Below are 25402 nucleotides of genomic sequence, written 5' to 3'. Positions count from 1 at the left end.
GTGGAGCACCTATTTGATTTTGACGTTATTCATTATGGCCATGGATTACTCTGGCCGAACCAGCTGTTCCTTGAGCAACTGGATGGTGGCCTCATATTGTACAAGCCCCACTTGCAGACACAGACGCTGTGCAGGCGAAATACGTTCGCCGAATTCCTCCATCTGGCGCTGAAGTTCAGCGTATAACATTTCCTTTCGCTTCAACTGGCTGGATATCCAACCCGTTACGGTATCTTCATCCGCCAACTCTCCGAAATACAACCGCATCAGAAAATCAGAACGAAATACCTCAGCTTCCAAAGGACTCATTAAATAGGCGTGAAATTGCGTTGCTCCTTCAGGGGTCAATGAATACACGTTCTTATCAGGTTTCCCTTCCTGCTTCACCGATTCCTTAGTCAGCAATCCTGACTTTTCCATCTTCGCAAGTGTAGGATATATGGTGCCGAAACTGGCATCAAAGAAAAATGAAAAATATTGTTCAAAGTACTGCTTGATCTCGTATCCGGAACTTGGCTGATTGTGCAGTATTCCGAGGATGACATGCTGCGTGTTCATCGGTGTACCGCTCCTTTCCATTCCCCTTAACGTATCACAATCAGTACCCCTTGTTCAATGATCAGATGACGAAACGGTTGCTTTCAGAGCAACAGGCACAGCAGCAGGCTGGTCCTCCCTACGAGCTTCAGAACGTACCGGGCCGGAGCGTCTGATCCAGATGCAAAGCGCACCCAGAGTCAGTGTTACACCACCGATTACGGCGAGCAACATCGCATCCCGGCCAATTCCGTTTCCTCCGAGCACAAGGTTCATCATCCCTTCTACGGCATAAGTCGCTGGCAGATAATGACCGATCACTTGGTAGAAGTCAGGCATTACATCTCGCGGAATCGTTGATCCCGAGGACAGCATCAGCAGAGGCAACAACGCACTGTTTAACCAAGCCCCAGCATTGCCAAGCAACAACAAGCTCAACTGAGCCATGAGTATAAAAGATATGGTGACCAGCAACTGGAACAGCCATAACATGAACCAACTGGCTGCTGACGATACCCCCATAATGTGCATCATCCCCGATCCAACGAGTGAGACGATAAATGCCGCACCCAGATTAATAATGTTACGTGCCCAGAAGCGCTCCCATTTCCCTGCCCTGCCACTCAGTTCACCAGAAACCTTTTGCAGATTCATGCTTAGCAACATCGCTCCGGTAAACGTAGCCGTTACAATCAACATCGGTACCATCGAGAAAGCAAAATTATCAACAGGATTCAGTCGCTCCACCTCTGCCTCCACGCGTGAAGATAACCCTACCGCAAGCGCATCGGACTGATCAGCAGTCATACCGGATTGATTCAGCACTCCGTGAATAACCTCCTGTTGTACTTCACGGTTCAATGTCGCTGTAACTTGTGCGGCTACGTTCTGCATCACACTTTTCACGGTAGCCACGTTTGATTCGTTCATCACATACTTCACTGTCATCGGTTTTGACAAGTCTTCTGCCTGCTGCATGAAACCTGATGGAATCTCAATAATCATGTACACATCCCGGTCCGTTAACATCTGTCTCGCTTCTTGCATCGATTCAGATGTTTTGACCTCGAAATTCAGGCCCGCTGCCAGAGACTCGGCCACCGGTTCAGCCGCTACCCCATCTTCATTCACGATGGTGACAGCCAATTGAGTCATTCTTTCGTTAACCTGGTCGTATCCGCTAAGCCAGATGATGTTAAAAAAAACCTGAAACAGCACAGCCGTAATTAAACCTACAATGGTGGCTCCGTTTTTCAAAAACAGCAGACTCGTCTGGAAAATACCTTTCATTCTATCCATCTCCTTTAATTTTGTTTCGCTCCTATATATATCGTATTGATATATGACAACAATTAATATATCTAACCGATATATAGATCGTCAATGTTTTTGTTTTTCTTCGTTGGAAAAAGACAAAAAAAGCCGATACATCTCTTCACCAGGAAGATTTGTACCGGCTTTTCATATCATGTAAGGACTCTTCTTCACCTTTAATAATCAAGGCTAAAGGCAGGCTCCACAAGTTAGCGTTAGATTTAATTCATATCAATCCGATTTATGCCTTAGTTTCTACGTCATTTTCAGCAGGGGACTCCGGCTCAGGCTCGGCACGCTTTGCCTTTGGTTTAGCCAACTTCTGCATCATTTTGCGGCCGGTTGGTGTCTGGGCCAGTCCACCTTGGGCTGTCTCCCGATGGCGGCTCGGCATTGCACTGCCTACTTCCAGCATGACATCGATGACTTCGTCTGACGGAATGGCACTACGCACTCCGGCCAGGGCCATGTCAGCCGCAGCCAGCGCCGTAACTGCACCCAGTCCATTACGGACGATGCACGGGATTTCAACAAGGCCTGCGACCGGATCGCAGATAAGGCCCAGTGTATTTTTTAACGCCAAACCAACGGCATGAACAACCTGTTCCGGTGTACCTCCACGCAGTTCAACCATGGCACCCGCAGCCATGCCGATAGCGGAACCCACTTCCGCCTGACAGCCACCTTCGGCCCCGGAGATAAATGAATTATTGGCGATAACATAACCAATTGCTCCCGCACAGAACAACCCGTTCACCAAATGTTCGTCCGTCCAGCCAAATCGCTCCTGTGAACTGATAAACACACCCGGGATGATGCCGCAGGAACCGGCTGTTGGTGTAGCCACGATCCGACCCATGGAGGCATTCACTTCAGATACACACAGGGCATACGCCATGGCAAGTGCGGAAGCATCTCCTGAGCAAGTCTCACCCTTGCGAATGTACTCGGCCATTTTTTTGCCGTCTCCACCTGTTAATCCACTGCGTGATGTCGTATCTTCCGTTAACCCTTTGCGTACCGCTTCCTTCATCACCTGATAATATTCAGACATCTGCTTCACAACATCCGCTTCCGGTGTATTGGTCTCCTGAACTTGCTCCTCGATCATCAGCTGAGCAATGGTTTTGGATTCCGCTGTACAGATCGTATTCAGTTCGTGCAAATGTTTAAACCGCATCCGAATCAACTCCTCTCTTCAAATCGATAACACGAATGTCCAATACATGGTCCAGCTCCCTTAGACGCTTGAGCATATCAGGATTAGGCACACCATCCATTTCCATCGCGGTAAGCGCTTCGCCATCACGGGCTTTCCGGTCCACCTGCATATACCCGATGTTAACCCCGGATGAACTGATCGTGGACGTCACTGACGCGAGTACGCCCGCTTTATCCGCATGCCGCAGAACGAGTGTTGGAAACTCACCACTAATCTGAACACGAAAATCATTCATCGAATGCACGGATACGCTTCCACCACCAATGGATGCACCGATTAAGGAGCAGGCACGTTCTCCATGCCACAACTCAATTTTGACCGTATTAGGATGAGGAGCAGGTAGGCCACTTGTATAAAACTCAACCTCCATGCCCGCTTCCTCTGCGTATTGCTCTGCATCCGGGATACGCGGATCGTCTGTGACATAATCCAGCAGACCGCCGATCAGTGCCAGATCTGTTCCGTGCCCCTGATACGTATCTGCAAATGAACCGTACAGCGTCAGCCGGGCACGATCTGGCGTACATCCTAGCCACTGTCGAGCAATTCTCCCTAACCTTGCCGCTCCAGCTGTATGTGAACTTGAAGGCCCCGTCATCGACGGACCAATAATTGAGAAAACATCTTTAAATCGCACCTTGTAACCCTCCATTATTAATCATGATTCATATTTGTAAAATGTATTCGTCATTTCGATCCAGGAGTTTCATCCACAATGTCCCTTATTTAGGTATGATGACATCAAAAAAGGACAGAAGAAGGCCTTAGGCCCTCTCTCTGTCCTCGATACCTGAGAGTTTCATGATCAGCAGTGTCTCACGACAAGGGTGCACTGCCTGCGATTACAGACAAGTTCACCGGGCTGACTGATCATATACCCCTTGGGTGGCGCAGTTCGCGCACTCTCCAGAGTTGCGTCCAACGATGGTACATTTACCTGAGAGATTAACCACTGCGCCGGGTGCGCAGCAGCTTGCTCCTTCGGTGCCTGAACACTAGCCATTTGACTCGGCTAACCCAGGTCTCTCCCGCTCGTTATCATCCGCTGTATTATCTTAATTCGATTCGAATTGGTATATTTCTAAATTTTTGATCAAGTATACCCATAGAGTAATGTACAATATCATATATGTCAACAAAAGTAACGTGTAATTATCATAAGTTCGATGTCTATTTTAACTGAAACGAATAGCATTCAGATTTCTCACTTCCGCTGAGGCACTCGTGACGTTGCTAGTTGTCGTAAATTGGATACTTATCGTGTATGCATTAGTCGTTGTAGTCGGGGATGTATCCACGTAAGTGTTGGAGGAAAGAAACCTCAACGTTCCCGAAGCATTACCGGTTCGTGAGAGTTGCAATTGATTAATTAAAACTCCGTTACGTCTCAGATTAATGTTATACGCAATACTCCAGTTAGACCCTACAACTATTGCTACTTGTGTACTATTATCGATTTTCACGCGTTGACCTGCCACTACAGGTACATTAAGTGTCTGAATCGTCGTTTCAGCTACTAATGAAAGACCCAACGCCGTGGTCTGGCTATCAGCAAACAAGGAAGAATCCGCAGGGGCAGAAGCTGCTGTCGATCCAGTAGCTCCTGTTGCGCCTGTGGCTCCGGTCGCTCCCGTTGCTCCCGTTACTCCGGCTGTCCCGGTTGTTCCGGTTACGCCTGTCGCACCTGTAGCCCCAGTGACTCCGGTCGCTCCCGTTGCTCCCGTTACACCAGCCGTCCCGGTTGTTCCGGTTACGCCTGTCGCACCTGTAGCCCCAGTGACTCCGGTCGTTCCCGTTGCTCCCGTTACACCAGCCGTCCCGGTTGTTCCGGTTACGCCTGTCGCACCTGTAGCCCCAGTGACTCCGGTCGTTCCCGTTGCTCCCGTTACTCCGGCTGTCCCGGTTGTTCCGGTTACGCCTGTCGCACCTGTAACCCCTGTGACTCCGGTCGTTCCCGTTGCTCCCGTTACTCCGGACGTCCCGGTTGTTCCCGTCACGCCTGTTGCACCTGTAACCCCAGTGACTCCGGTCGCTCCCGTTGCTCCCGTTACTCCGGACGTCCCGGTTGTTCCGGTTACGCCTGTTGCACCTGTAACCCCTGTGACTCCGGTCGTTCCCGTTGCTCCCGTTACTCCGGACGTCCCGGTTGTTCCGGTTACGCCTGTCGCACCTGTAACCCCTGTGACTCCGGTCGTTCCCGTTGCTCCCGTTGCGCCTGTATCTCCAGTGACTCCTGTTGCTCCCGTCAATCCGGTTGCACCTGTAACACCAGTATCTCCAGTCGCCCCTGTTACGCCTGTTGCACCTGTAGCCCCAGTAACTCCGGTCGTCCCCGTTACGCCTGTCGCACCTGTAACACCAGTAACTCCGGTCGTCCCCGTTACGCCTGTTGCGCCTGTAACACCAGTAACTCCGGTCGTCCCCGTTACGCCTGTTGCGCCTGTAACACCAGTAACTCCGGTCGTCCCCGTTACGCCTGTTGCGCCTGTAACACCAGTGACTCCGGTCGTCCCCGTCAGTCCTGTCGCTCCCGTATCTCCAGTAACTCCGGTCGCCCCCGTTACGCCTGTCGCACCTGTAGCCCCAATGACCCCAGTCGTTCCTGTTATTCCCGTACTACCGGTGACACCTGTGGCTCCAGTAGACCCTGTCTCCCCTGTGCTCCCGGTGACTCCAGTCGTTCCTGTTATTCCTGTACTCCCAGTAACACCCGTCACTCCGGTAAGCCCTGTCTCTCCTGTGGTCCCCGTACTTCCAGTAGCGCCCGTGACTCCTGTCACTCCGGTAGATCCTGTCTCCCCCGTGGTCCCAGTGACACCGGTCTCTCCGGTCTCTCCCGTCGATCCCGTAGTTCCTCCAGGAGGACCAGTAACTCCTGTCAGTCCTGTAACACCTGTAGCCCCTGTAGGACCAGTTGTTCCCGCAACCCCTGCTGTCCCTGTAGCTCCAGTCGCACCCGTTACCCCGACTAGACCGGGGTTCGCTCCTAACAATTCCTCAGACACCAAACGATGTGCCGTTACCAGTTGACCGTTCTCGTTTTTCCCCCATACCGAAATCTGAACTTCATCCTCCGTATCATCACCTGTGATAAATATAAACTCAAATGCATCCAAATCTGCATAATAGTCATTTGTTATAACCTGGTTAGGCAAAACATTAAACAATTCCTCAACGTATAGTGTGCGAACACCATTCAAATAATATCCTTGAACCAGAACGGTAGAGAAACTAGTGAGACTCCAATTGTCTAATTTCACTGTAATTCTCTGTGTAGGACGCTCGCCGCTTCCCACCACTATATTATTTTCTATTGGCCCTGTTGATAAAACAGCCATCCTGCGATGCCCCTTTCTCCTGCCTCCATCACCAAATCAAGATTGTCTTCTATGAATATGCATATTGAACTGTAAACGTGAAGTTGCCTCTTGCCTTTTTGGAATGGACTGAAAGGAGATCGAATAGATATCCACCACACCAAAAGGAGAATATACAAAAAAAGCTGCCGCTCGTTTCTGCGGCAACCTTATTGTTATTCTTTAGCTCATCTAGACGGATTGGAAAGGGTCAGTTCTTCCGCCCAAGCTTGCAGCTTTGCCTTTGTCCATCCTTCGTTTTCACCCATGATGGAGTACCGCAAGCCATTCTCACTCCATGATATGTTCCGAATGCTCTTCATATATGAACCCTCGGTGTTACGAACCTTAATCTCGGCTTCATCCGGTATTAGTGTATCGTCCACATTTTCTTCCGGCATCTTGAATACCGTCAGGCTGACTTCTACCTTGTCGTTACTTACATAATACAAGGTTACTTCATCTCTGCTCAGCTCACCGCGTGATGTAGACATTTCGATCCGTGATAGTTCGAATTCTCCACTCATGTCCTGTAGGAACGGCTGTTCCAACGCTTTTTCCGCTTCCTCTAGGGTCACTTCGGAATTCTGCATCATATCGTTCAAGTCCTTCACATCGACCTCCTTAGGGATGTCAATTACGAAAGTATCCTTTGTGAATTCAGGGTCATACTGAATCGGATCATAGACCATTTCTGATTTTCCATCCCCATACGCGCTGTTTACTTTGACAATCATCCACGTTTTGGGATCTACCCAATACTCTGAAGATATGGAGAATGCGCCTTCTTCTTTTGGTGTCAATTCAATATGAATGACGTCCTGTCCATGAAGTTTCTCCTGTCCCATCATATTCACATCATGCGTAGTACGTAACCGCTCTAGTTGATCGAGCAATATTTGCTTCTGGGTTTGATTAGGTTGTTGTGACACGGATGATGCATCCATGGAATATGCTGCCCCTGTTTCTTTTTCATATATGATGATCTTCTTTCCATCATTAACTGCGTAACTGACATTGCCATTCTCTGATGTTTCCGTGCGCTTTCGTCCGGTTTCACCATCTACCCATTCCTTAATTTGCATCGTGTTAGTCAGCTTGTCATCCGCCCATATCTTCATCACACCTTCCGCATAATACGAGGCGGGTTCTGTTTCTGCTGAGACAACCTTCTCAATCATCTCATCTCCTGACATAGACAGCATATCCTTCTCCGCGCAACCTCCAAGCAGGGCGCCTGCCAACACAGCAGTACCCAGCATCATCCATCCTTTTTTCATCATCTTATCCACCCTCTCTGCGTTTACATTCTCCATGTTCAGGCAATCGGCATACTGCCAGCGTTCCATATCCTTCGTATGACCACATGCGCATATCCCCTCCGTGCTTTATTGCAACCCGTTTGGCTATACTCAATCCCAATCCCGAACCACCTGCATATGTCTTCTCCTCCTGATTCTGGTGTTGAACATAGGGTTCGAAGATACGAATGAGCTGTTCCTCAGGAATAGCAGGACCTTCGTTTTGTACTATGATCAATGTTGCTCCCGCCCTGTAGTTATCCAATTCAGCTCTAAGCGAAGGAATAATCCATTCAGGAAGCTCCCAATCTGAAGCAATAACCCCTAGTCCCATTACACCGTTCGTCCTTGTGTGGCGTAGTGCATTATTTATCAGATTATCTGTCAGGCGCATCAGTTGTTCGGGATGAACTCGGTACAGTTGATCTGTGCGGACATCCATCTTCACGTCAATCTGACCACGCTCGGCAAGTCCCTCATAGCCCCCAAGCAGCATATCAAAAAACTCTTCACCTTCCACCTTAACCATGGCCATCTCCGATTCACTGGAACCCAACGCCGTATACATCTCAAGTTCACTAATCATCTGTTTCATCCGCTCCACATTTCCGAGCAGCACATCCTGATATTCCTGCCTTTCAAGGCGTTTCAGTTGACGATCACCGTTAAGTACTTCCGTATAGGCACTAATGGACATCAACGGTGTTTTCAGATCATGGGATAACGAGGCGATCATGAGCTCTTTTTCTTTTTGCTCCCTCTCCACATCGGCCTGAGTATGTCTGATCTTGTCTTGCATTGCATCAAACTGTTGGAGCAAGATGCCCATTTCATCATGACGAACAGGTACCACATCCGTAGCAGCCTCTCCCCGTGCAAAAGCATCCATTCGTTCTATGAGATATTTCATCGGCCGAAAGAGCTTTCGGGATAGCAACCACAGCACTGTTCCGTATAACAGAATAAAGAAAGTAGCAGCGAGACCCATGACCCAGGTAGTCCGCAAGGATATGCCTTCCAGCCAATCTCCACGCAGCATGACGATTTCGTAAATGCCTACCAACTCACCTTTTTCCCATACGGGTTTCTTCAACGAGAATGTACGATGACGAATCTGTAAGTTGTACAAATTACGATACAGCTCCGCCCCCCCAACGGTGTAAGCTCCAGCAGACCATGTACTCCCCTCTGATGTGTACACCCGAATCCCTGTTGGTAAATACAGAGCAAAGTTCACCCGACCATTCTCCAATTCAGAGAGTGCAGCGAAAGCATCAGGCGAGTGCAGCTGGTACAGTCCCGGGTCAGATAAAGCCAGTTCAATAGGAGCCAATTGTCCGGACAACTCCACATATTCCGTTACGGCACGCTGATCATTGTAATAGTTATACAGGGAGTACAGCGCCCACCCAGCAGCGACAGGTAGCAGCATTACAATGAGGAAGGCAAGCATTAACCAGTACTTCAACTTCATTCCTCAGGCTCCCCCACGAACCGGTAACCACTGCCCCACACCGTCTGAATCCAGCGTGGATGATGGGGCTCGTCACCAATCTTGGCCCGAAGGCTCTTCACATGAACTGTGACTGTACTCGAGTTCCCCGCCTCTGGCTGACTCCAGACATGTTCATACAGTTCCGCCTTGGTAAACACCCGGCCAGGATGAGAAGCAAGCAGTATGAGCAAAGCCCATTCCTTGTTGGTTAGTGCCACATGTTCTCCATGAACCTGTGCGCGCTGATTCAAATAATCAATCGATAACCCATCGTTATACTGTCTATCTGTCGAATCCGGCTCTACGCCCTGATATCTGCGGTACCTATTCAGATGAGATTTAATGCGAGCTGTAAGTTCCGTTAGACTGAAGGGCTTCGTAATATAATCGTCAGCTCCCAGCCCAAGCCCCCTGACTTTGCTCTCTTCCTCGATTCGAGCACTCATCATGAGCAGCGGAACATCGCTGATCAGTCTAATGTTTTTGCATACCGTGAACCCATCCATTTCCGGTAGCATCAGATCCAACAAGACTAATTGATAGGTTCCTTCCCTAAAGTCTTCCCAGCTCTCCAAACCGCTTGATGCCCAAGTTACCCCATAACCCTCATGACGTAGATGATCTCTCAAAATACGGGCAATCTCCGGATCATCCTCCACCAGCAATATATTCTCGCTGTCTCTCATCGCTGCTTCATCCTCCCATGACTATATTGTAGCTAAGAAAAGTTGACTCTCCTCAGAGTTTATACTTTCTTCATAAATGTCCATTACGATCGCTATCTAATGCATGCAAAAAGAGCACCCCGATTGTTCAGGACGCCCAGGTAATATTCACAATCTTAATCCTAAGTTATAGCTCCTAGAAAAGGAAACACCTCATAACTCATAGAAGATGCTCTCATTCTGTACATAGGGTCTACAATACTTGCTGCATAGCTTCGGCATGCGATCTTTCATCCATTCGTGCCTCGACTCATTCGCCATCTGAAAGGCATAATAACCCAGTGTAAAGATCAACATAAACCCTTCCATTAACCGGATATCACGATCCGTCAGTGGTGCGATCTGTTGGGTATAACCGGATAAAAATATGTCACGTTCCTCCCGATTGAACATAAGTGCCGCCCCTCCGGCATCAAAAAGATAATATCCATAACCGTGTAGACAAAAATCAATCATGGAAATTCCCTGCTCCGTTATCAGCAGATTGTTGCGAGTAATATCCCCATGAATGATCCCCCATGTCCCTGCGTGATGCGGGTATGTTTCTAACTGCTCATTAATGTTCTCAAACGTCTCACGAAGCAGATCGAAGTCTTCCGTTGTAAAAATCCCCAGTCGGACGCCTTCTTCTAGCTGCCCGAGCATGACCAATTTCTCATGGCTATTGCCATATGCCGGGCGTACATTTGTCCGATCTGTCTGATTCTGAACACGTCCATATTGATGAAGCATCTGCAGTTGTGCCCCAAGATCATAGATCTGCTCTGTTGTCAGCCGTTCTCCCTGCTGGATGTCCCTTCCCTCAATCCACTCCAGTACTGTACAGCAGATTTCTTTCCCTGCCTCACTTGTCCATACCGTGACCCATTCACCCGATACATTCCGTACCGGATGCTGAACGCGCAATGCTGTCGTTGCGTTTAACTCATGAAGCAGGTTCATCTCTGCCTCCAGCGCAGGAAGCGTATGCTGAATGCCGGTCATACTTGCATATGCGGCTTGATGGATACGTAGCAGATACTTCTGCCCGCTTGCTTCATCAACGACATGATACGTCAGATTCTCATTATGACGAATATATGAAACGACAGGTTTCTCAATAGTGTAGTTCTGTATAATCTGAGCTGCCATATGGTCGTAAGACATCTGATCCGTAGTGATTATTAACATCTCCTTCGAAGTCATGTAAACGTTCTCTTCACACTAAATATCGTAGCATAATGTTTATCCCGCATACAGAAAATCCCACTAAAATTATAAATTAAAAAAGCACAACCCCCGAACAACCGTCCAGGCATTGTGCTTTCTTTTGTCTCTATTATTTCTTAATCTCTTTGTCTATTACTCTATGTTACACTCCATGATCCAATTAACCGAAACGACCCATAATGTATTCTTGCGTCAGACGATTGTCCGGGTTCGTGAAAATATGCTCCGTATCCCCGTGCTCAATCATGCTTCCCAGATAGAAATAAGCTGTGTAATCCGAGATTCGTGCCGCCTGCTGCATGTTATGGGTAACAATAACAATCCGTAGCTCCTTCTTGAGCTCGGTAATCAACTCTTCAACTTTACCCGTAGATACCGGGTCAAGTGCAGATGCCGGCTCATCGAGCAACAGAATCTGCGGATCAACAGACAAAGCGCGAGCGATACACAGGCGCTGCTGTTGTCCGCCAGAGAGAGACAGAGCTGACTCATGCAGTCTGTCTTTCACTTCGTCCCAGAGCGCAGCACGACGCAAGCTTTTTTCCACAATTTCATCCAGTGCCTTCTTACTCTTCGTACCACGGTAGCGGGGGCCAAACGCGATATTGTTGTAGATGGACTTATGAAAAGGATTTGGCTTCTGCCACACCATGCCAATCTTCTGGCGAAGCTTGATTACATCGGTTCCAGGCTCATTCAGATCGTTACCGTCCATCCAGATATGTCCCTCTGTACGGGAACCGGCAATCTCGTCGTTCATCCGATTCAGCGAACGGAGGAATGTGGATTTACCGCAACCAGACGGCCCAATAAGAGCCGTTACGCTTGCTTCAGGAAACGTCAGGCTAATCTGCTTGACCGCCTGGAAATGTCCATAATATATGCTTAACTGTTCCGTACCAAAAGGTATGGCCATGTTGGTTCCTCCTTATTTCGAAGCTGTCATGCGGCGGAATACAACCCGACCGATCCAGCGTGCACTTAGATTGAACGCCAGCACGAGAATGACAAGCACGGCGGATGCCCCTGCTGCCACTTCTTTGGAATCTGGCCCAATACCTTCACTATTCACTTTCCAGATATGGACAGCAAGTGTCTCTGCCGGACGGAAAGGATTAAGCGGTGATCTTGGACTCGCCGGATTCCAATCTGTAAAGTCCAATGGTGGACTACTCATACCTGCGGTGAACATCAGCGCTGCTGCTTCGCCAAAGATCCGGCCCGATGCCAGGATCGTACCCGTAATCAAGCTCGGCAATGCCACAGGCAGTAGAATGGAAGTGATAATCTTCCACTTGGACAGTCCAAGCGCCAGACCTGCTTCTTTCTGTTCCTTCGGAACGGCACGGAAGGCCTGCTCCGTAGTCCGCACCATCAGTGGCAAGTTAAAGATCGCCAGAGCCAAGGCACCCGAGATCAGGGAGAAACCAAGACCAAATTGATTTACTAGCAGCAAGAGACCAAACAAACCGATAACGATGGATGGGAATGATGACAATACTTCAACGACCAGACGAATGAAGCTGGTAATCTTGCCTGGTTTGGCGTATTCCGCCATGTAAATCCCGCCGCCCCATCCGAGTGGAATGGTAACAAGCAAGGTCAGAACAAGCAAGAATACGGAGTTGAAGAGCTGTGGACCAATCCCGCCGCCACCCTTAAGCAACTGTGGTGCACTTGTAAGGAAGTTCCAGCTAATATGTCCAATGCCTCTATACATGATGAAGCCAAGCAGACCGAGCAATAGAATAACAATGAACAGGGCTAGTACAACGATAACGGATGTTGCAATTTTATCTACCGTCTTTGCCTTCATTTTCATACCCGGTTTCTCCTTTCAAGCAGGCGAACCAGAATGACGAAGACAAATGTCATCACCAACAGGACAAGCGCCATACTCCACAGTGCATTGTTATGAACAGAACCCATCGTGGTGTTACCCATGCTGAGTGTAATTACACTTGTTAATGTTGAAGCTGATTCAAGCAAGGATGTTGGAACATGCGGTGCATTACCGATAACCATCTGCACAGCAAGTGCCTCACCAAAAGCACGGGCCATACCCAAAACGACACCTGTCAACAAAGCTGGCAAAGTCGTTGGGATAATGACACGGTAGATGGTTTGCCAGCGAGTGGCACCCAGTGCGTAGGAGGATTCACGCAATCCTTTTGGCAATGCGGACAATGCATCTGCCATAATACTTGTCACCGTAGGAAGAATCATTACCGCGAGAACAAGACATCCGGCTGCAATCCCGACGCCTGTTCCGCCAAAGATACCGCGCAACAAAGGTACGATGACACTCAGACCGATAAATCCGTATACAACGGATGGAATTCCGGACAAGAGCTCAATCGCAGGCTGCAAGATCTTTTTGCCTTTACCCGGAACAATCTCTGTCATGAAGAGCGCTGCACACAGGCCAAGCGGACTTGCGATCAATGCTGCAAGCAAGGTTGTAATGAAAGAACCTGTGATGAACGGTAATGCCCCGTAGAACGCAGGTTCTCCGGTCGGATTCCACGTCTTTCCACCAAGGAATTCGCTGATGCTTATTCCATTTTGGAAAAATGTGGATAGTCCCTTAGACGCTACAAAATAAACAATGGAAAACATGACAACGATCAGGAAAACGACACAAATCGACGTATAGATCCGTCCCGTCCACTCTTCCCAATAATGTTTCTCTTTTAAGGGCCGGCGCGGTTTCAACTTGTTATTCATTACCGTTCCCCCTTCGGTCTGTTCCATAACAACCATCCTTCTATAGTAGAATTAATGCAAAATATGGGATTATTTTAGAGCAAACCGCGTAAAGAGGCGGGACCTTAGTCCGCCTCTTTCGCTGTATGCGCAAGTTCAAAGATTACTCAACCACATTACCTGCTGCATCGCGTTTTACTTTCATACCTGACATTGGAATGTATCCAAGTTCTGTCACGTCGTTTTGTTGAATTTCGTCACTCAAGATGTAATCCAAGAATGCTTTTGTTGCTGCATCAGGCTCACCTTTTGTGTACATGTGCTCGTAAGCCCACACTGGATAAGTTCCTGCTTCTACGTTCTCAACTGTTGCTTCTACACCTTCGTATTTCAACACTTGCAAGCTGTCATCCAAGTAAGACAAGGCGAGGTAACCAATAGCACCTGGCGTTTCAGCTACCAATTTTTTTACGTTACCAGAAGAATCTTCTTGAATCGAACCTTGGATATCACCCATTTTTGCACCCAATGCATACTTCTCAAAAGTTGCACGAGTACCGGAACTGCTCGGACGGTTTACAATAACGATTGCTTTATCCGCGCCGCCAACGTCTTTCCAGTTTGTTACTTTACCGGAGAAGATGTCGACCAGTTGTTGCTTCGTCAAATCTTCTACACCTGCATCTTTGTTGCTAACTGGCGCCATAGCTACTACTGCTACTTGATGGTCAACCAGTTCTTTTACTTTGGCTTCGTCCTCCAGTTTCTCTTCTGCAAATACATCAGAGTTACCGATTGTAGCTTGTCCGTCAGATACTTGTGTCAAACCAGTACCACTACCGCCACCTTGAACTTGAACCGTTACGTTCTTATATTCATCAACTGCCATAAATTTCTGTCCAGCTTGTTCTACCAGAGGTAGCAATGCTGTCGATCCGACTGCCAGAATGTTACCGCTAAGCTCAGTAGCAGCTTCTCCTGATCCATTGCTTGTGGCACCCTCTGTACCAGCGTCATTTTTCGATCCGCATGCTGCGAGAACCAGTACGAACGTTAAGGTCATCAAAATAAACGGCAACTTTTTAAACATGTTTTGTTTTCCTCCCCCAATGTAGTGATGGCGTTTTGTGAATTTGTTTGTTCACCATCAACTCTTTACTCATTGTAGTTTCGGTATGTCATCTTAAAATCAGTGTTTTGTAAACGCAATGTTAAAAATATCGGCAGCATTTTGAAAATCATCTGAGACAAGTTGCGCTGAAGTGGCCGCTTCGGGAACGGACGTTGTTTCAATCGCTGTTATCCCCGGATTTATATGATTTACTTTTTTCAAGGAATACATCCGGGGATAAAGGCGAACGCTTCGCTTTTCCACAATCGTTCCGTTCCCTGCGCTGTGTCAGCGCTCGTTGGATCTCAGGCATTTCAATCTCCTGCCTGGGAAGTAGGCAAAAAAGGCCAGCCCTATAAAAGGCTGTCCTTGTGTAAATACTTAATGTAGATATTGAATCAATCCGTTATATAGAACAATCAACTGCCTCACAGCCAGTGCATGGCACCAGGTGGTTAGAGAATTTATGCAGATTTCATAGTTGTTAAGGCTTTTTTATCTGACGGGTCGCTTGAATTACTTTTTGGTTGATATACAGGTTTCTTTAACAATCCAATCATACAAGCTGTAATGATGGAACCAACTAAAATACAGACAATATACAATAATGGATTACTTGCCGCAATGGGAATAACAAAGATTCCACCGTGAGGAGCTTGTAACGAAATACCTAGAGCCATGCACATTCCTCCACCAATCGCTGCACCTACAATATTGGATGGAATAACTCGCAAGGGATCATTTGCGGCAAACGGAATCGCGGCTTCTGTAATAAACGACGCACCCATAATATAAGCGGCTTTACCTGCATTACGTTCTTCGATTGAAAATTTATTCTTAAATAATGTTGTAGCTAATGCAATACCCAGTGGCGGAACCATACCTCCAACCATCAGAGCAGCAGAAGGTTCAAAGATTTGATTGGCGAACATCGCCAGTCCAAATGCAGATGCTGTTTTGTTAATCGGCCCTCCCATATCAGATGCCATCATTCCTGCCAGAAGTGCTCCTAATAAAATAGCATTAGAACCTGTTAAACCATTTAGCCAACCTTGTAACGACTCATTGATCCAAGCCATTGGACTGTTGATGACAAAATACATAATCAAGGCGGTTATAAATGAACCTACTAATGGCAAGATCAGTACAGGTGACAGGCTTTGCAGTGAGTCAGGAATGCCTTTGACTAATTTTTTCAGAGCTATGATCGTATAACCGGCGATAAATCCAGCCAACATACCTCCCAAAAAGCCGGAACCTCCAATAGTCGCCAGCATCCCACCAATCATACCAGGTGCCAATCCTGGACGGTCAGCAATACTATACGCAATATACCCTGCTAATACAGGAACCATCAAGGCAAAAGCAGCACTACCCCCTGCTGTACTTAAAAAAGCGGCGAAAGAATTATAGTCCGGGCTATTTGGGTCAGCCGCATGAATACCAAACATAAACGAAAGCGCAATCAATATACCGCCTGCCACTACAAAAGGAATCATAAAGGATACACCATTCATAATATGGCTGTATATTTTAGGCTGCTTTATACGTGTTTTTTCTTTTGCTTCTTTAAGAGTACTGTTGCCTTGATTCAAAACGACACCTTTTCCAGCAATCGCATCTTCAATTAACTCTTGTGCATGATGAACTCCATTTTTGACAGAGGTTTTGATCACTGGACGATCGCCAAAAACATCCATATCGACTTTGACATCTGCCGCCACAATAATACCATCAGCTTCAGCAATATCTTCAGGAGTCAATTGATTTCCAACACCTGTTGATCCATTGGTTTGCACTTTAATGTGTACACCGAGTTCCTTGGCCGCATTTTTCAATGCTTCCGCGGCCATAAACGTATGGGCAATTCCTGTAGGACAGCCTGTAACTCCAACCACTTTTTTGCCAGCATACTTTTTAGGACGTTGAAGCGCCTGCGTATCTTGCTCTTCTGCCTGTTCAAATAAACGGACAATCTCTTCTTGATCTCGAGCAAGGATAAGTTTCGCTCTAAATAGTTCATCCATCAAAAAGGTCGAAATTTTGGATAATGTTTGCAAATGCTCTGATGAAGAGCTTTGATCGACTGCAATCATAAAAAATAAATTACATGATTCGGTACTATATTCAATACCGCTTAATGATCTGCCCATAATAATGGCAGGGGACTGTACTCCAGTAGACTTGGCATGTGGAATGGCTATTCCGAATCCCACTTCTGTAGGAACCTGTTCTTCACGTGCCCAGATATCTTTTTTAAATTGCTCAATATCGCTTAAATAGCCGTTATCGTTTAACTTTTGCGACAATTCATCTATTAATTCTGCTTTGGTCGTAGCGGTGACATCTAATATGATATTTTCTGGTTTTAAGACATTAGAAATCTTCATGATGGATCTCTCCTCTTAAATTTCTCCCAGTCTATAAAGGGATGCTTTACCTGTAGAACCGAACAGATCCATTTTTTTCTTCACCAGTTCTGTTGCCGCTTTGGTCGCCTCAGGCATCAGTTGATCCGGTTCATATGCTTTCGGATTCGCATCGAGTGTCGCTCTTAATTGGTTGTAGAATGCTCGCTTCATATCGGTTGATAAATTGATCTTCGCTATCCCATGCTTCACGGCTTCTCTAATCTCTTCATCAGGATTATCTGATCCACCATGCAGCACTAACGGAATTTTTACTTTTTCATGAATTTGTTTCAAACGATCGATTTTGATCGAATGATCTTTGGATTGCGGATAAATACCATGTGAAGTACCTACAGCGACAGCAAGTGTATCAATACCTGTCTGTTCTACAAAAATCGCCGCTTCTTCTGGATTCGTATACAAAATCTCGTCAGCCCCACCTTCCGAGCTGCCTTCATTACTCCCAATTGTACCTAGTTCACCTTCTACAGATACATCGACCAGATGAGCCAGTTCAACCGCTTCCTTGGTTGCCGCAATATTTTCCTCAAAAGGTAAATGAGATGCATCCATCATGACTGATGTATACCCATTGCGAATCGAACGCGTAATATCTTTGATCGTCGCTCCATGATCTAGATGAATAACAAACGGTACTTTGGACTTGGATGCCGCTTCTCGCACATAAGCTATAAACCCATCAGTGACTAGATCAATTTCATTCGGGTGAATCTGCATAATTGCAGGCGAATTCTGCTCCTCTGCGGCTGTAATGACCACTTTGACGAACTCGCTATTGGCTACATTAAATGATCCGACTGCAAATTTATTTTCATACGCTACTTTAAGTAAATCTTTCATATTAATTAACATTTGAATTCCTCCTAGATTTATTTGGAAGACCAGACTTCCAAAAATTCATCGTAATTGGTGATATGGAGTAGTTTTTCTGTCATATTGGTCTGTTTAAACACATCGTAAATTTCTTCGAAAAATTTGGTGTTATTCACCTTCTGATTTTTCGGCGGAATAAACAGAAAAATGATCTGCGCCATCTGATCACCCCATAGCATTTTCTGCTTATTAATCGCTACCAGTACACGTAGTTTTTTGTTATCTCCACAATCAAATGGATGGGGCATCGCGACTAAACTCCCAATATTGGTACTCGACATTTTTTCTCTTTCCACAATACTGGTATATAAATGCTGAATATCGCCTAGTTCTGTAAGTTTTTTTAACAAATCAATTGGATTGTCTTCATTTAGGAAAAAAACATCATCTGGTGATAAATAATATTTGAGTAGTCCACGATTTAACTGAATCGAAATATTCTTCATATCATCACTTGTAATCATTTCACTCACCAAAATGATATTTTGTACATTTAACTGCTGTTGTTCGGCAATCTCGCTCGTTGTGATAATCGTTTCAATTCCTTCGGGAAGAAGATGTATTTCATGATTAGCTAATAGACTATTGATTCTAATATTCGGAAAATAGAGATTAATCTTACGCTCCAATAGCTTGCCGACTAATAGATTTTTGCCATAAATAATTGCAATCCGTTTTCTGTTATCTTGAGAGTTCTCAATAATGCCCATAATGTGTAACGTCAAGTAACCGATTTCATTTTCGGGTATTTTGATATTTAAGCAAAATTGCAATTCTTTTGCCAACACAACTGCGACATTATAAGCATTGGTATATTCTGATTTTATTTGAGCAATAAAAGGATTTTCGACAGGGAAATAATACTTTAATGGGTATAATGATTTGGTAATATGAGCTAATAATCGATCAAGTAACTCTTGGTTTTTGTAGCTAATGAATCCATATTGCTCTCCAACTTTTTGGATCACTGATTTGATTTTTTGTTCCATTTCATTCACGTGTTCATGCCCGATTTCTTCATTCTTTTTAGGTAAGATCTGCAATGCGATCAGCAGGTAACCTAAATACTGATACTCATATTCATCAAAAGGGATATCCATTTCTGGAGCCAGACGGATCAGAATAGATTGGGCTATTTTTAATTCTTCAAAGCTTGTATGATCCAACCTCATATCCTGTTCAGTTATTTTTTGTGCAAGACTTACTCGTTTAAGACTGATCAAAACATTCACACAGATCGAGAATAATTCTTGAAAACTTAGCAATAAATTATACTTGGCAACCTCTTCTTCAATACAATCGTAGATAAAATGAATAGAAGATTCGTTGAACCAATCGCCAAAATAGTATTGCAGTGCTTCGTCTATCGGCATGTGTTTGAGACAATCGGTAGTGACTAGTTTTTTGAGCAAAATCCGCTTCTCAACTTCGCTTCCTTTAAGCCGGATACCTTGGAAAATAATCGCTTCAATTTCGATGTTCTGCTTTTCTGCTTGAATCGTTTGCACTAATTTTTGCACGTCTTTACGGATCGTTTGAGTCGAAAAATAAAGCGTTCTAGCCAGATCCTCATACGTAATAAAATCAGTCTGCGATAACAGTGCTTTGATAATATGAAATGCTCTTTCTTCGTCATCATCTTCATTTTTATACAGGCTGGATAAATCCCCGACTAATTTGTATCCTTTGCGAGTATTGCCAATAATCATTGCTTTATCTAAATAATTTTCATTCATTTCTTTGATGTCATTGCGAATCGTTCTAGTCGTTACATCAAATAGATTAGCTAATTCGCTTCCACTCACAAAATCATGCTCAGATTGTTTTAAATGCTCTAATAGCTTAATGTAACGTTTTCTCATTTGGCTTTCCTCCTTACACACATACTAATGCAAGCGCTTTATATCCACCAAGCCTATACTCTTTCCTAATAGTTAGGAAGTGATCGTGTATTCGTTTATGATACCCACTTTTTTTAAATTCTAAGTTAGTATTCTATTTAAGAATCGTTTGGGAAGGAAAACAGAACAAAAAAAAACCAACCTTCTAAAAAGGTTGGTTTGTGTGTATAGTACCACTACATCCATGACAATAAGCGTGATCCTTACAACACTACCTACTCCAGACACTTAACGGTTTGTTCTGGTTCCAAATGTAATTACGATTGTACTAACCTATAATCCATAGCCATAGCGCCAATCCGGCCAACGTAATTAACAATGTCGGAATCGTCAGGATGATACCTGCTTTGAAATAGTAACCCCATGTAATCTTTACACCTTTGCGGGACAACACATGCAGCCACAGCAATGTGGCAAGTGATCCAATCGGGGTCATTTTGGGACCCAGGTCAGAACCAATGACATTGGCATAGATCAATGCTTCCTGAATGATACCTTCGGTATGCGCGCCCTGGATGGCTAGCAGGTTAATCAACACGGTCGGCAGATTGTTCATCACCGATGATAATACAGCAGCGATGATGCCCATCCCGAGCGAAGCAGCCAGCAGACCATGCTCTGCTATGGCATCTAGCCAGCGGCTCAGATGATCCGTTAACCCTGCATTACGCAGTCCATATACAACGATATACATGCCCACCGAGAACACCACAATCGACCATGGCGCTTCCTTAATTACCCGTTTCAGATCAACAGCCTCGCTCTTGCATGCCAACAAAGCGAACAGCAACGCAACGGAGCCAACGATAACCGACACGGGAATCGGCAGAAACTCACTGGATGCATAGGCAACCAATAACAGCCCAAGCATGAACCAAGCGATTCGGAACATCCGTGGATCACGGATCGCTTCCTTCGGGTCACGTGCCGCGGAGATGTCGTAGCGAAGGGGTATGCTTTTGCGATAGAACAAAAACAACATCCCCGTACTCGCTACGATGGAGAACAGATTGGGCACAACCATGCGTACCGCATACTCCACAAATGTAATACCAAAGAAATCGGCCGACACAATGTTAACCAGATTGCTAACGACCAGCGGTAACGACGTGGTATCGGCGATAAATCCACTCGCCATCACAAAAGCCAACACCATGCGCTCATCAAACTTCAATGCACGCACCATTGCCAGCACAATTGGCGTCAGAATGAGCGCGGCACCATCATTCGCGAACAGAGCAGACACAGCGGCTCCCAGCAGAATGGAGTAGAAGAACAGTCTGCGACCGTCTCCTCCAGCGAGCCTTGCCATATGAAGGGCAGCCCATTCGAAGAAACCCGTCTCGTCGAGAATGAGAGAAATCATAATAATGCCAACAAAGGCCAGCGTTGCATTCCATACAATGGATGCCACATCTGAGGCATCGTTTAAGCTAACAACTCCACATAGCAGGGCAAGCAATGCCCCGCCCGAGGCAGTCCAACCGATACCCAACCCACGAGGTTGCCAGATTACCAAGGTGATCGTCACTACAAAAATCAGTATTGCTACGTATACCATAGAGCCTCCTGCTGTACCCTGTATCCATATATTATTTCGTTATTTCGATCTTGTTTTGTAAGATTACACCGCTATACGCGCAGAATAACCAGACGATATATTTATACAGGGCTACAGGAACATTGTCTATCTTTATTTTCTTCTATTATAAAAAGTGTGGTAAATTATGGCGTTCCAATGTTAGATTTTATTCTCTGCTCTTACCCTTCGGTGTATCCTCTACCATCTTGAACATGCCAAGCAATCCTTGTAATTGTTCCGCCATGCTATTCAGATGTGCCGAGGATGATGCAATCTCTTCAACCGATGCCAGTTGTTCTTGCGAAGATGCAGACACGGATTCTGTATTTGCAGCCGATTCCTGGGTCACATTCGAAATATCACTCATCGCTTTGGCAACGTGGGATGCACCGCTCTCCAGTTGCTTCGTTGTTGCGGACAAGTCATCCAATGTATGAACGGCATCTTCCACCGCCTCCCGAATCTGGGCAAACGATTGTCCGGACGTATTCACGGCCTGAATTCCTTCTCCCACCCGAGTCTGAGCGGCATTCATGGCGATTAGAGCGGCATCCATATCCTGACGGATATTGTGAACCACCTCACCGATCTGCGCTGCCGAGCTACCGGATTCCTCTGCCAGTTTACGTACTTCTCCCGCTACGACGGCAAACCCACGACCCGCATCCCCCGCTCTTGCCGCTTCAATGGAAGCATTCAATGCGAGCAAGTTCGTTTGTTTGGAGATGGAAGCAATGACATCAACCATGCTGCCGATCTCTACCGAACGGGCATTCAGAGACTGAACCACCGTTCCCAGCTGCTCCACCGTTTCCTGGATACTGTTCATCTGCACCACAGCCTGTCCTGCTGCCTCATTCCCAGAAGAAGCTGCTCCGGACGTATGCCGCATATTCGCCGTAATCGACTGCACACGCTCCGACATCATTCGAACATCTTCTGCCATTCGGCTCATCTGTCCCGATCCGTCTTTCACGCTGTTTACCTGCTGCTCTGCACCTTCAGCCAGTTCCTGAATGGCCAGTGTTGAATGTTCAATCGCTTTGGTAGTTTGTTCTGCACTGGCAGACAACTCTTGAGAAGAAGCAGATACCTGCTCTGTCGTTTCCTGTACGCCCAGAATCATCATCCGCAGGTTATCGACCATACGTTCAAAATACTTCGCCAGTTCTCCGACTTCATCTTTACGCCCTGTTTCCATTTTCACGGTCAAGTCACCTTTACTCACGGCTCTGGCAGATTCCTGCAGTCGTTTAATTGGACGCAGCATGGAGCGTGTAAACCATATAATAAAGAGGAGCGTAAGGAACGTAGCCGCCAGAATAACAATAAATGTGGCCATACGAATATCCTTACTCGCATTGGTTATTTCACTCTTGAACATCGTGCCGGCAATTTTCCAGCCTGTTGCTTCATTTGTTGAGAAAATCATCATCTTCGGCTGATCGTTGAACACGTAATCGAATTGACCTTCTGGACTTTCATACATCTCATCCAGCAAGCCACTCGTTTCCGGCGTACCTGCATCTGCTACAGGGGATACGACATAGTTTTTGTTTGCATCCATAATAATGACGTAGCCTTCTTTGCCCACCTTAATGGATGCCTGCTCTTGCAGGTCTGTCAGGTCCAGAGACAGGCCAATAACACCGGATTGATCCTTTAATGTTTTGGAGATAAACACAACGGCAACACCATCGGTATTAACAGACACCGCTGATACAACAGCTGTACCTGGTTTTTCCATCGCTAGTTTGTACCATTCCCGCTCCCTAGGATCATAAGCATCTCCCCGTGTGCTGCTCGCTGTTGGTTTACCTCGAACCATAACTCCGTCTGTTGTTCCTACAAAAATGTTCATGGCATCGGGATGCAAGCCCAGATATTGCTCCAGCTTCAACTGAAGCTCGGGACTATCGTTCTCCCCTTTGATCAGGCTCGGATCGAGAGCATCCGCGAAATAGTTAATGTCATGAATCTTGTAATTCACTTGGCTTTCTACAATGGTATTGGCAGTGCTCACACTTTGCATGGCACTATCCACTAATTGTCCTTGTACGCCATCTTCAGCCATCGTTAGTGTGATTAAGCCGACTGCCAAGCTTGGCAGGAGTAGAACGGCCAGGAAGGAGACCAATAGTTTGTTCCTTATATTCCAGACGAAACCTTTCTTTTTCTTCTTTTTATTTTGACTATGTTTTGGTTTGGCAGGTTTCGCTGCTTTCATTGGTTTATTATCCTGAGTTTCACTCATGTATTTCTCCCCCTCAAAATGTAAAAATGCCCTCTTTCTTTGTATGTATGGATCAATCTAAAGGCTTATCTTATATATCGGCTAAATGAGGGTATTTATTTGAGAGAAAAATGTGCAGGCACGCCAAACAAGCCACCTCTGATCAGAAGCGACTTGTACAAGGTACAGGTTACTAATTATTCCATGAAATAGATGAAGTATTAGAGTACGGACCGCCTGGGGGTTGTGCCGAGGGTTTACCAAAATAGTAGCCCTGTGCAAGCTCAATACCTATGGAACGACAGAATTCAAACTCTTCCATCCGTTCGATCCCCTCGGCAAGAACTTGCCCTCCAAATCGACTCGACATCTCAACAATGTGAAGAATTTTCTCTTGTTTGGTCGAATCCTGATCACAACGGTCAATAAGACTTCGATCTATTTTGACAAAATCCGGTTCTAACCGATTCATCAACTCTATTGTCGAATATCCGGCACCCACATCATCCAGTGCAACCGACATTCCACGGGAACGATATACCTCAAATATTTGCTGCAAGATGGGCATATGCTGAATCTGCTCTGTTTCCACGACTTCAAACACAAAATCTTTGGGGTCCAGCGAAAGGCGTTCAATCGCTTCAAACGTATGTGTCAGACAATATTCGGGATTGTATATGGAGGAAGGCAGGAAATTTACGAAGCGTTTGACACCATGCGGTAGAAAAAGGGCACTGGTCTCAATAGCAGTAATACGCGCCAATCGATCCAGAAAAGAATGTAGTCCGGTCTCACGCGCAACTTCAAATAATTCATAGGAACTGAAGGATTTTCCATTCTCAGCAGGACGAAGCAAAAACTCATATCCGATAATCTGCTCCGATGCATCAACGATGGGTTGCATATGACTGCTGAATTGATTCTCCAGAATAATGGAAACAAGCTCCGCATGTTTGAAACGGGACTCCTGCATGGTTAGACTAATCCAGCTTTCTTCATTAGCCTGTTCGTAAATAGGCATAATCTGAACGGTTAGGGAATCACGTAATGTCGGATCAATTTCGCCGATCTCTTTTATTAAATTCTGAACCGTCTCAAGATTCAAAAAATGCATCCACATCATGTCATTCGACGTCTCGATAAGTCTTCCCGGCGTTTGTAGCGCTTCCAGCAAAGCGGGGGAAATGGGACGCAAGTACAAGGTACCTTGGCCCTCTATAGCATAGATTGGACTGCAGCCACTGCAATTCATGTAGGACCCCCCTTGCCAATTTAGATTCCATGTCCATTAATGTTCACTTGTATATACCCAAAGTTTGTAAATATTATATCATGGGTCTTAAAATTAATCTCTACTGTTTTGATGACTTCCTGTATGACGGTTCTTGGAACAATTATATTCAAA

General features: G+C 46.0%; 20 protein-coding genes and 2 riboswitches. All 20 genes read right to left on the bottom strand.

Translation table 11 applies throughout. The annotated features are described in order from the left end of the window. Positions 1 to 45: 45 nt before the first annotated feature. On the bottom strand, positions 46 to 558 hold the full coding sequence (locus CXK86_RS27450) for a helix-turn-helix transcriptional regulator (protein WP_076329668.1): 513 nt from the start codon (positions 556 to 558) through the stop codon (positions 46 to 48). A 54-nt stretch (positions 559 to 612) separates the two neighbouring features. Beyond that, a complete protein-coding gene (locus CXK86_RS27445; protein ID WP_180361883.1) occupies positions 613 to 1827 on the bottom strand; it encodes a YhgE/Pip domain-containing protein in 1215 nt (404 codons plus the stop codon). A gap of 265 nt (positions 1828 to 2092) precedes the next feature. Further along, positions 2093 to 3031, bottom strand: coding sequence for an L-serine ammonia-lyase, iron-sulfur-dependent, subunit alpha (gene sdaAA / locus CXK86_RS27440; protein ID WP_036672202.1), 939 nt, complete (start codon positions 3029 to 3031; stop codon positions 2093 to 2095). Further along, the gene (gene sdaAB / locus CXK86_RS27435; RefSeq protein ID WP_074093257.1) at positions 3021 to 3710 is read right to left on the bottom strand and encodes an L-serine ammonia-lyase, iron-sulfur-dependent subunit beta; all 690 of its coding nucleotides are present in this window, start codon (positions 3708 to 3710) and stop codon (positions 3021 to 3023) included. Before sdaAB ends, sdaAA begins: the two co-directional genes overlap by 11 nt. 138 nt (positions 3711 to 3848) lie before the next feature. Beyond that, positions 3849 to 3985: riboswitch (glycine riboswitch) on the bottom strand. A 4-nt stretch (positions 3986 to 3989) separates the two neighbouring features. Then, positions 3990 to 4114: riboswitch (glycine riboswitch) on the bottom strand. Positions 4115 to 4248: 134 nt separating this feature from the next. Continuing rightward, on the bottom strand, positions 4249 to 6411 hold the full coding sequence (locus CXK86_RS32800) for a collagen-like triple helix repeat-containing protein (protein ID WP_101314914.1): 2163 nt from the start codon (positions 6409 to 6411) through the stop codon (positions 4249 to 4251). Between the two features lie 206 nt (positions 6412 to 6617). Then, entirely contained in the window at positions 6618 to 7709 is a 1092-nt protein-coding gene (locus tag CXK86_RS27425) for a LolA family protein (protein ID WP_180361882.1), read from the bottom strand. 4 nt (positions 7710 to 7713) lie between these two features. Beyond that, entirely contained in the window at positions 7714 to 9204 is a 1491-nt protein-coding gene (locus CXK86_RS27420; protein WP_101314912.1) for a sensor histidine kinase, read from the bottom strand. Further along, positions 9201 to 9911 (bottom strand): response regulator transcription factor, encoded by a 711-nt coding sequence (locus CXK86_RS27415; protein ID WP_036616782.1) that lies wholly within the window; start codon positions 9909 to 9911, stop codon positions 9201 to 9203. The genes CXK86_RS27420 and CXK86_RS27415 overlap by 4 nt, the downstream gene beginning before the upstream one ends. A 192-nt stretch (positions 9912 to 10103) precedes the next feature. Continuing rightward, a complete protein-coding gene (locus tag CXK86_RS27410; protein WP_180361881.1) occupies positions 10104 to 11120 on the bottom strand; it encodes a phosphotransferase enzyme family protein in 1017 nt (338 codons plus the stop codon). 199 nt (positions 11121 to 11319) lie between these two features. Further along, positions 11320 to 12075 (bottom strand): phosphate ABC transporter ATP-binding protein PstB, encoded by a 756-nt coding sequence (gene pstB, locus CXK86_RS27405; RefSeq protein ID WP_101314910.1) that lies wholly within the window; start codon positions 12073 to 12075, stop codon positions 11320 to 11322. 12 nt (positions 12076 to 12087) lie between these two features. After that, positions 12088 to 12975, bottom strand: coding sequence for a phosphate ABC transporter permease PstA (gene pstA / locus CXK86_RS27400; RefSeq protein WP_101314929.1), 888 nt, complete (start codon positions 12973 to 12975; stop codon positions 12088 to 12090). Between the two features lie 2 nt (positions 12976 to 12977). Then, on the bottom strand, positions 12978 to 13913 hold the full coding sequence (pstC, locus tag CXK86_RS27395) for a phosphate ABC transporter permease subunit PstC (RefSeq protein WP_373888080.1): 936 nt from the start codon (positions 13911 to 13913) through the stop codon (positions 12978 to 12980). A 115-nt stretch (positions 13914 to 14028) separates the two neighbouring features. After that, entirely contained in the window at positions 14029 to 14955 is a 927-nt protein-coding gene (locus tag CXK86_RS27390; protein WP_101314909.1) for a phosphate ABC transporter substrate-binding protein, read from the bottom strand. A 99-nt stretch (positions 14956 to 15054) separates the two neighbouring features. Then, positions 15055 to 15198, bottom strand: a complete 144-nt coding sequence (locus CXK86_RS32325) for a hypothetical protein (RefSeq protein ID WP_180361880.1) — start codon at positions 15196 to 15198, stop codon at positions 15055 to 15057. 242 nt (positions 15199 to 15440) lie between these two features. Beyond that, positions 15441 to 17366 (bottom strand): PTS fructose transporter subunit IIABC, encoded by a 1926-nt coding sequence (locus CXK86_RS27385; RefSeq protein ID WP_101314908.1) that lies wholly within the window; start codon positions 17364 to 17366, stop codon positions 15441 to 15443. A 15-nt stretch (positions 17367 to 17381) separates the two neighbouring features. After that, positions 17382 to 18260, bottom strand: coding sequence for a ketose-bisphosphate aldolase (locus CXK86_RS27380; RefSeq protein WP_101314907.1), 879 nt, complete (start codon positions 18258 to 18260; stop codon positions 17382 to 17384). Between the two features lie 17 nt (positions 18261 to 18277). Next, the gene (locus CXK86_RS27375; RefSeq protein ID WP_101314906.1) at positions 18278 to 20143 is read right to left on the bottom strand and encodes a BglG family transcription antiterminator; all 1866 of its coding nucleotides are present in this window, start codon (positions 20141 to 20143) and stop codon (positions 18278 to 18280) included. A 307-nt stretch (positions 20144 to 20450) separates the two neighbouring features. Next, positions 20451 to 21743 carry an arsenic transporter gene (locus tag CXK86_RS27370; RefSeq protein ID WP_101314905.1) on the bottom strand — a complete coding sequence of 431 codons (1293 nt, stop codon included), beginning with the start codon at positions 21741 to 21743 and terminating at the stop codon, positions 20451 to 20453. 187 nt (positions 21744 to 21930) lie between these two features. Further along, positions 21931 to 24018 (bottom strand): methyl-accepting chemotaxis protein, encoded by a 2088-nt coding sequence (locus CXK86_RS27365; protein WP_101314904.1) that lies wholly within the window; start codon positions 24016 to 24018, stop codon positions 21931 to 21933. 172 nt (positions 24019 to 24190) lie between these two features. Continuing rightward, the gene (locus CXK86_RS27360) at positions 24191 to 25249 is read right to left on the bottom strand and encodes an EAL domain-containing protein (protein ID WP_101314903.1); all 1059 of its coding nucleotides are present in this window, start codon (positions 25247 to 25249) and stop codon (positions 24191 to 24193) included. Positions 25250 to 25402: the final 153 nt, after the last annotated feature.

Origin of the sequence: Paenibacillus sp. BGI2013 (assembly GCF_002843485.1) — a bacterium.
Lineage (GTDB): Bacteria > Bacillota > Bacilli > Paenibacillales > Paenibacillaceae > Paenibacillus > Paenibacillus amylolyticus.
This window is presented reverse-complemented; position numbering and strand designations above follow the sequence as displayed.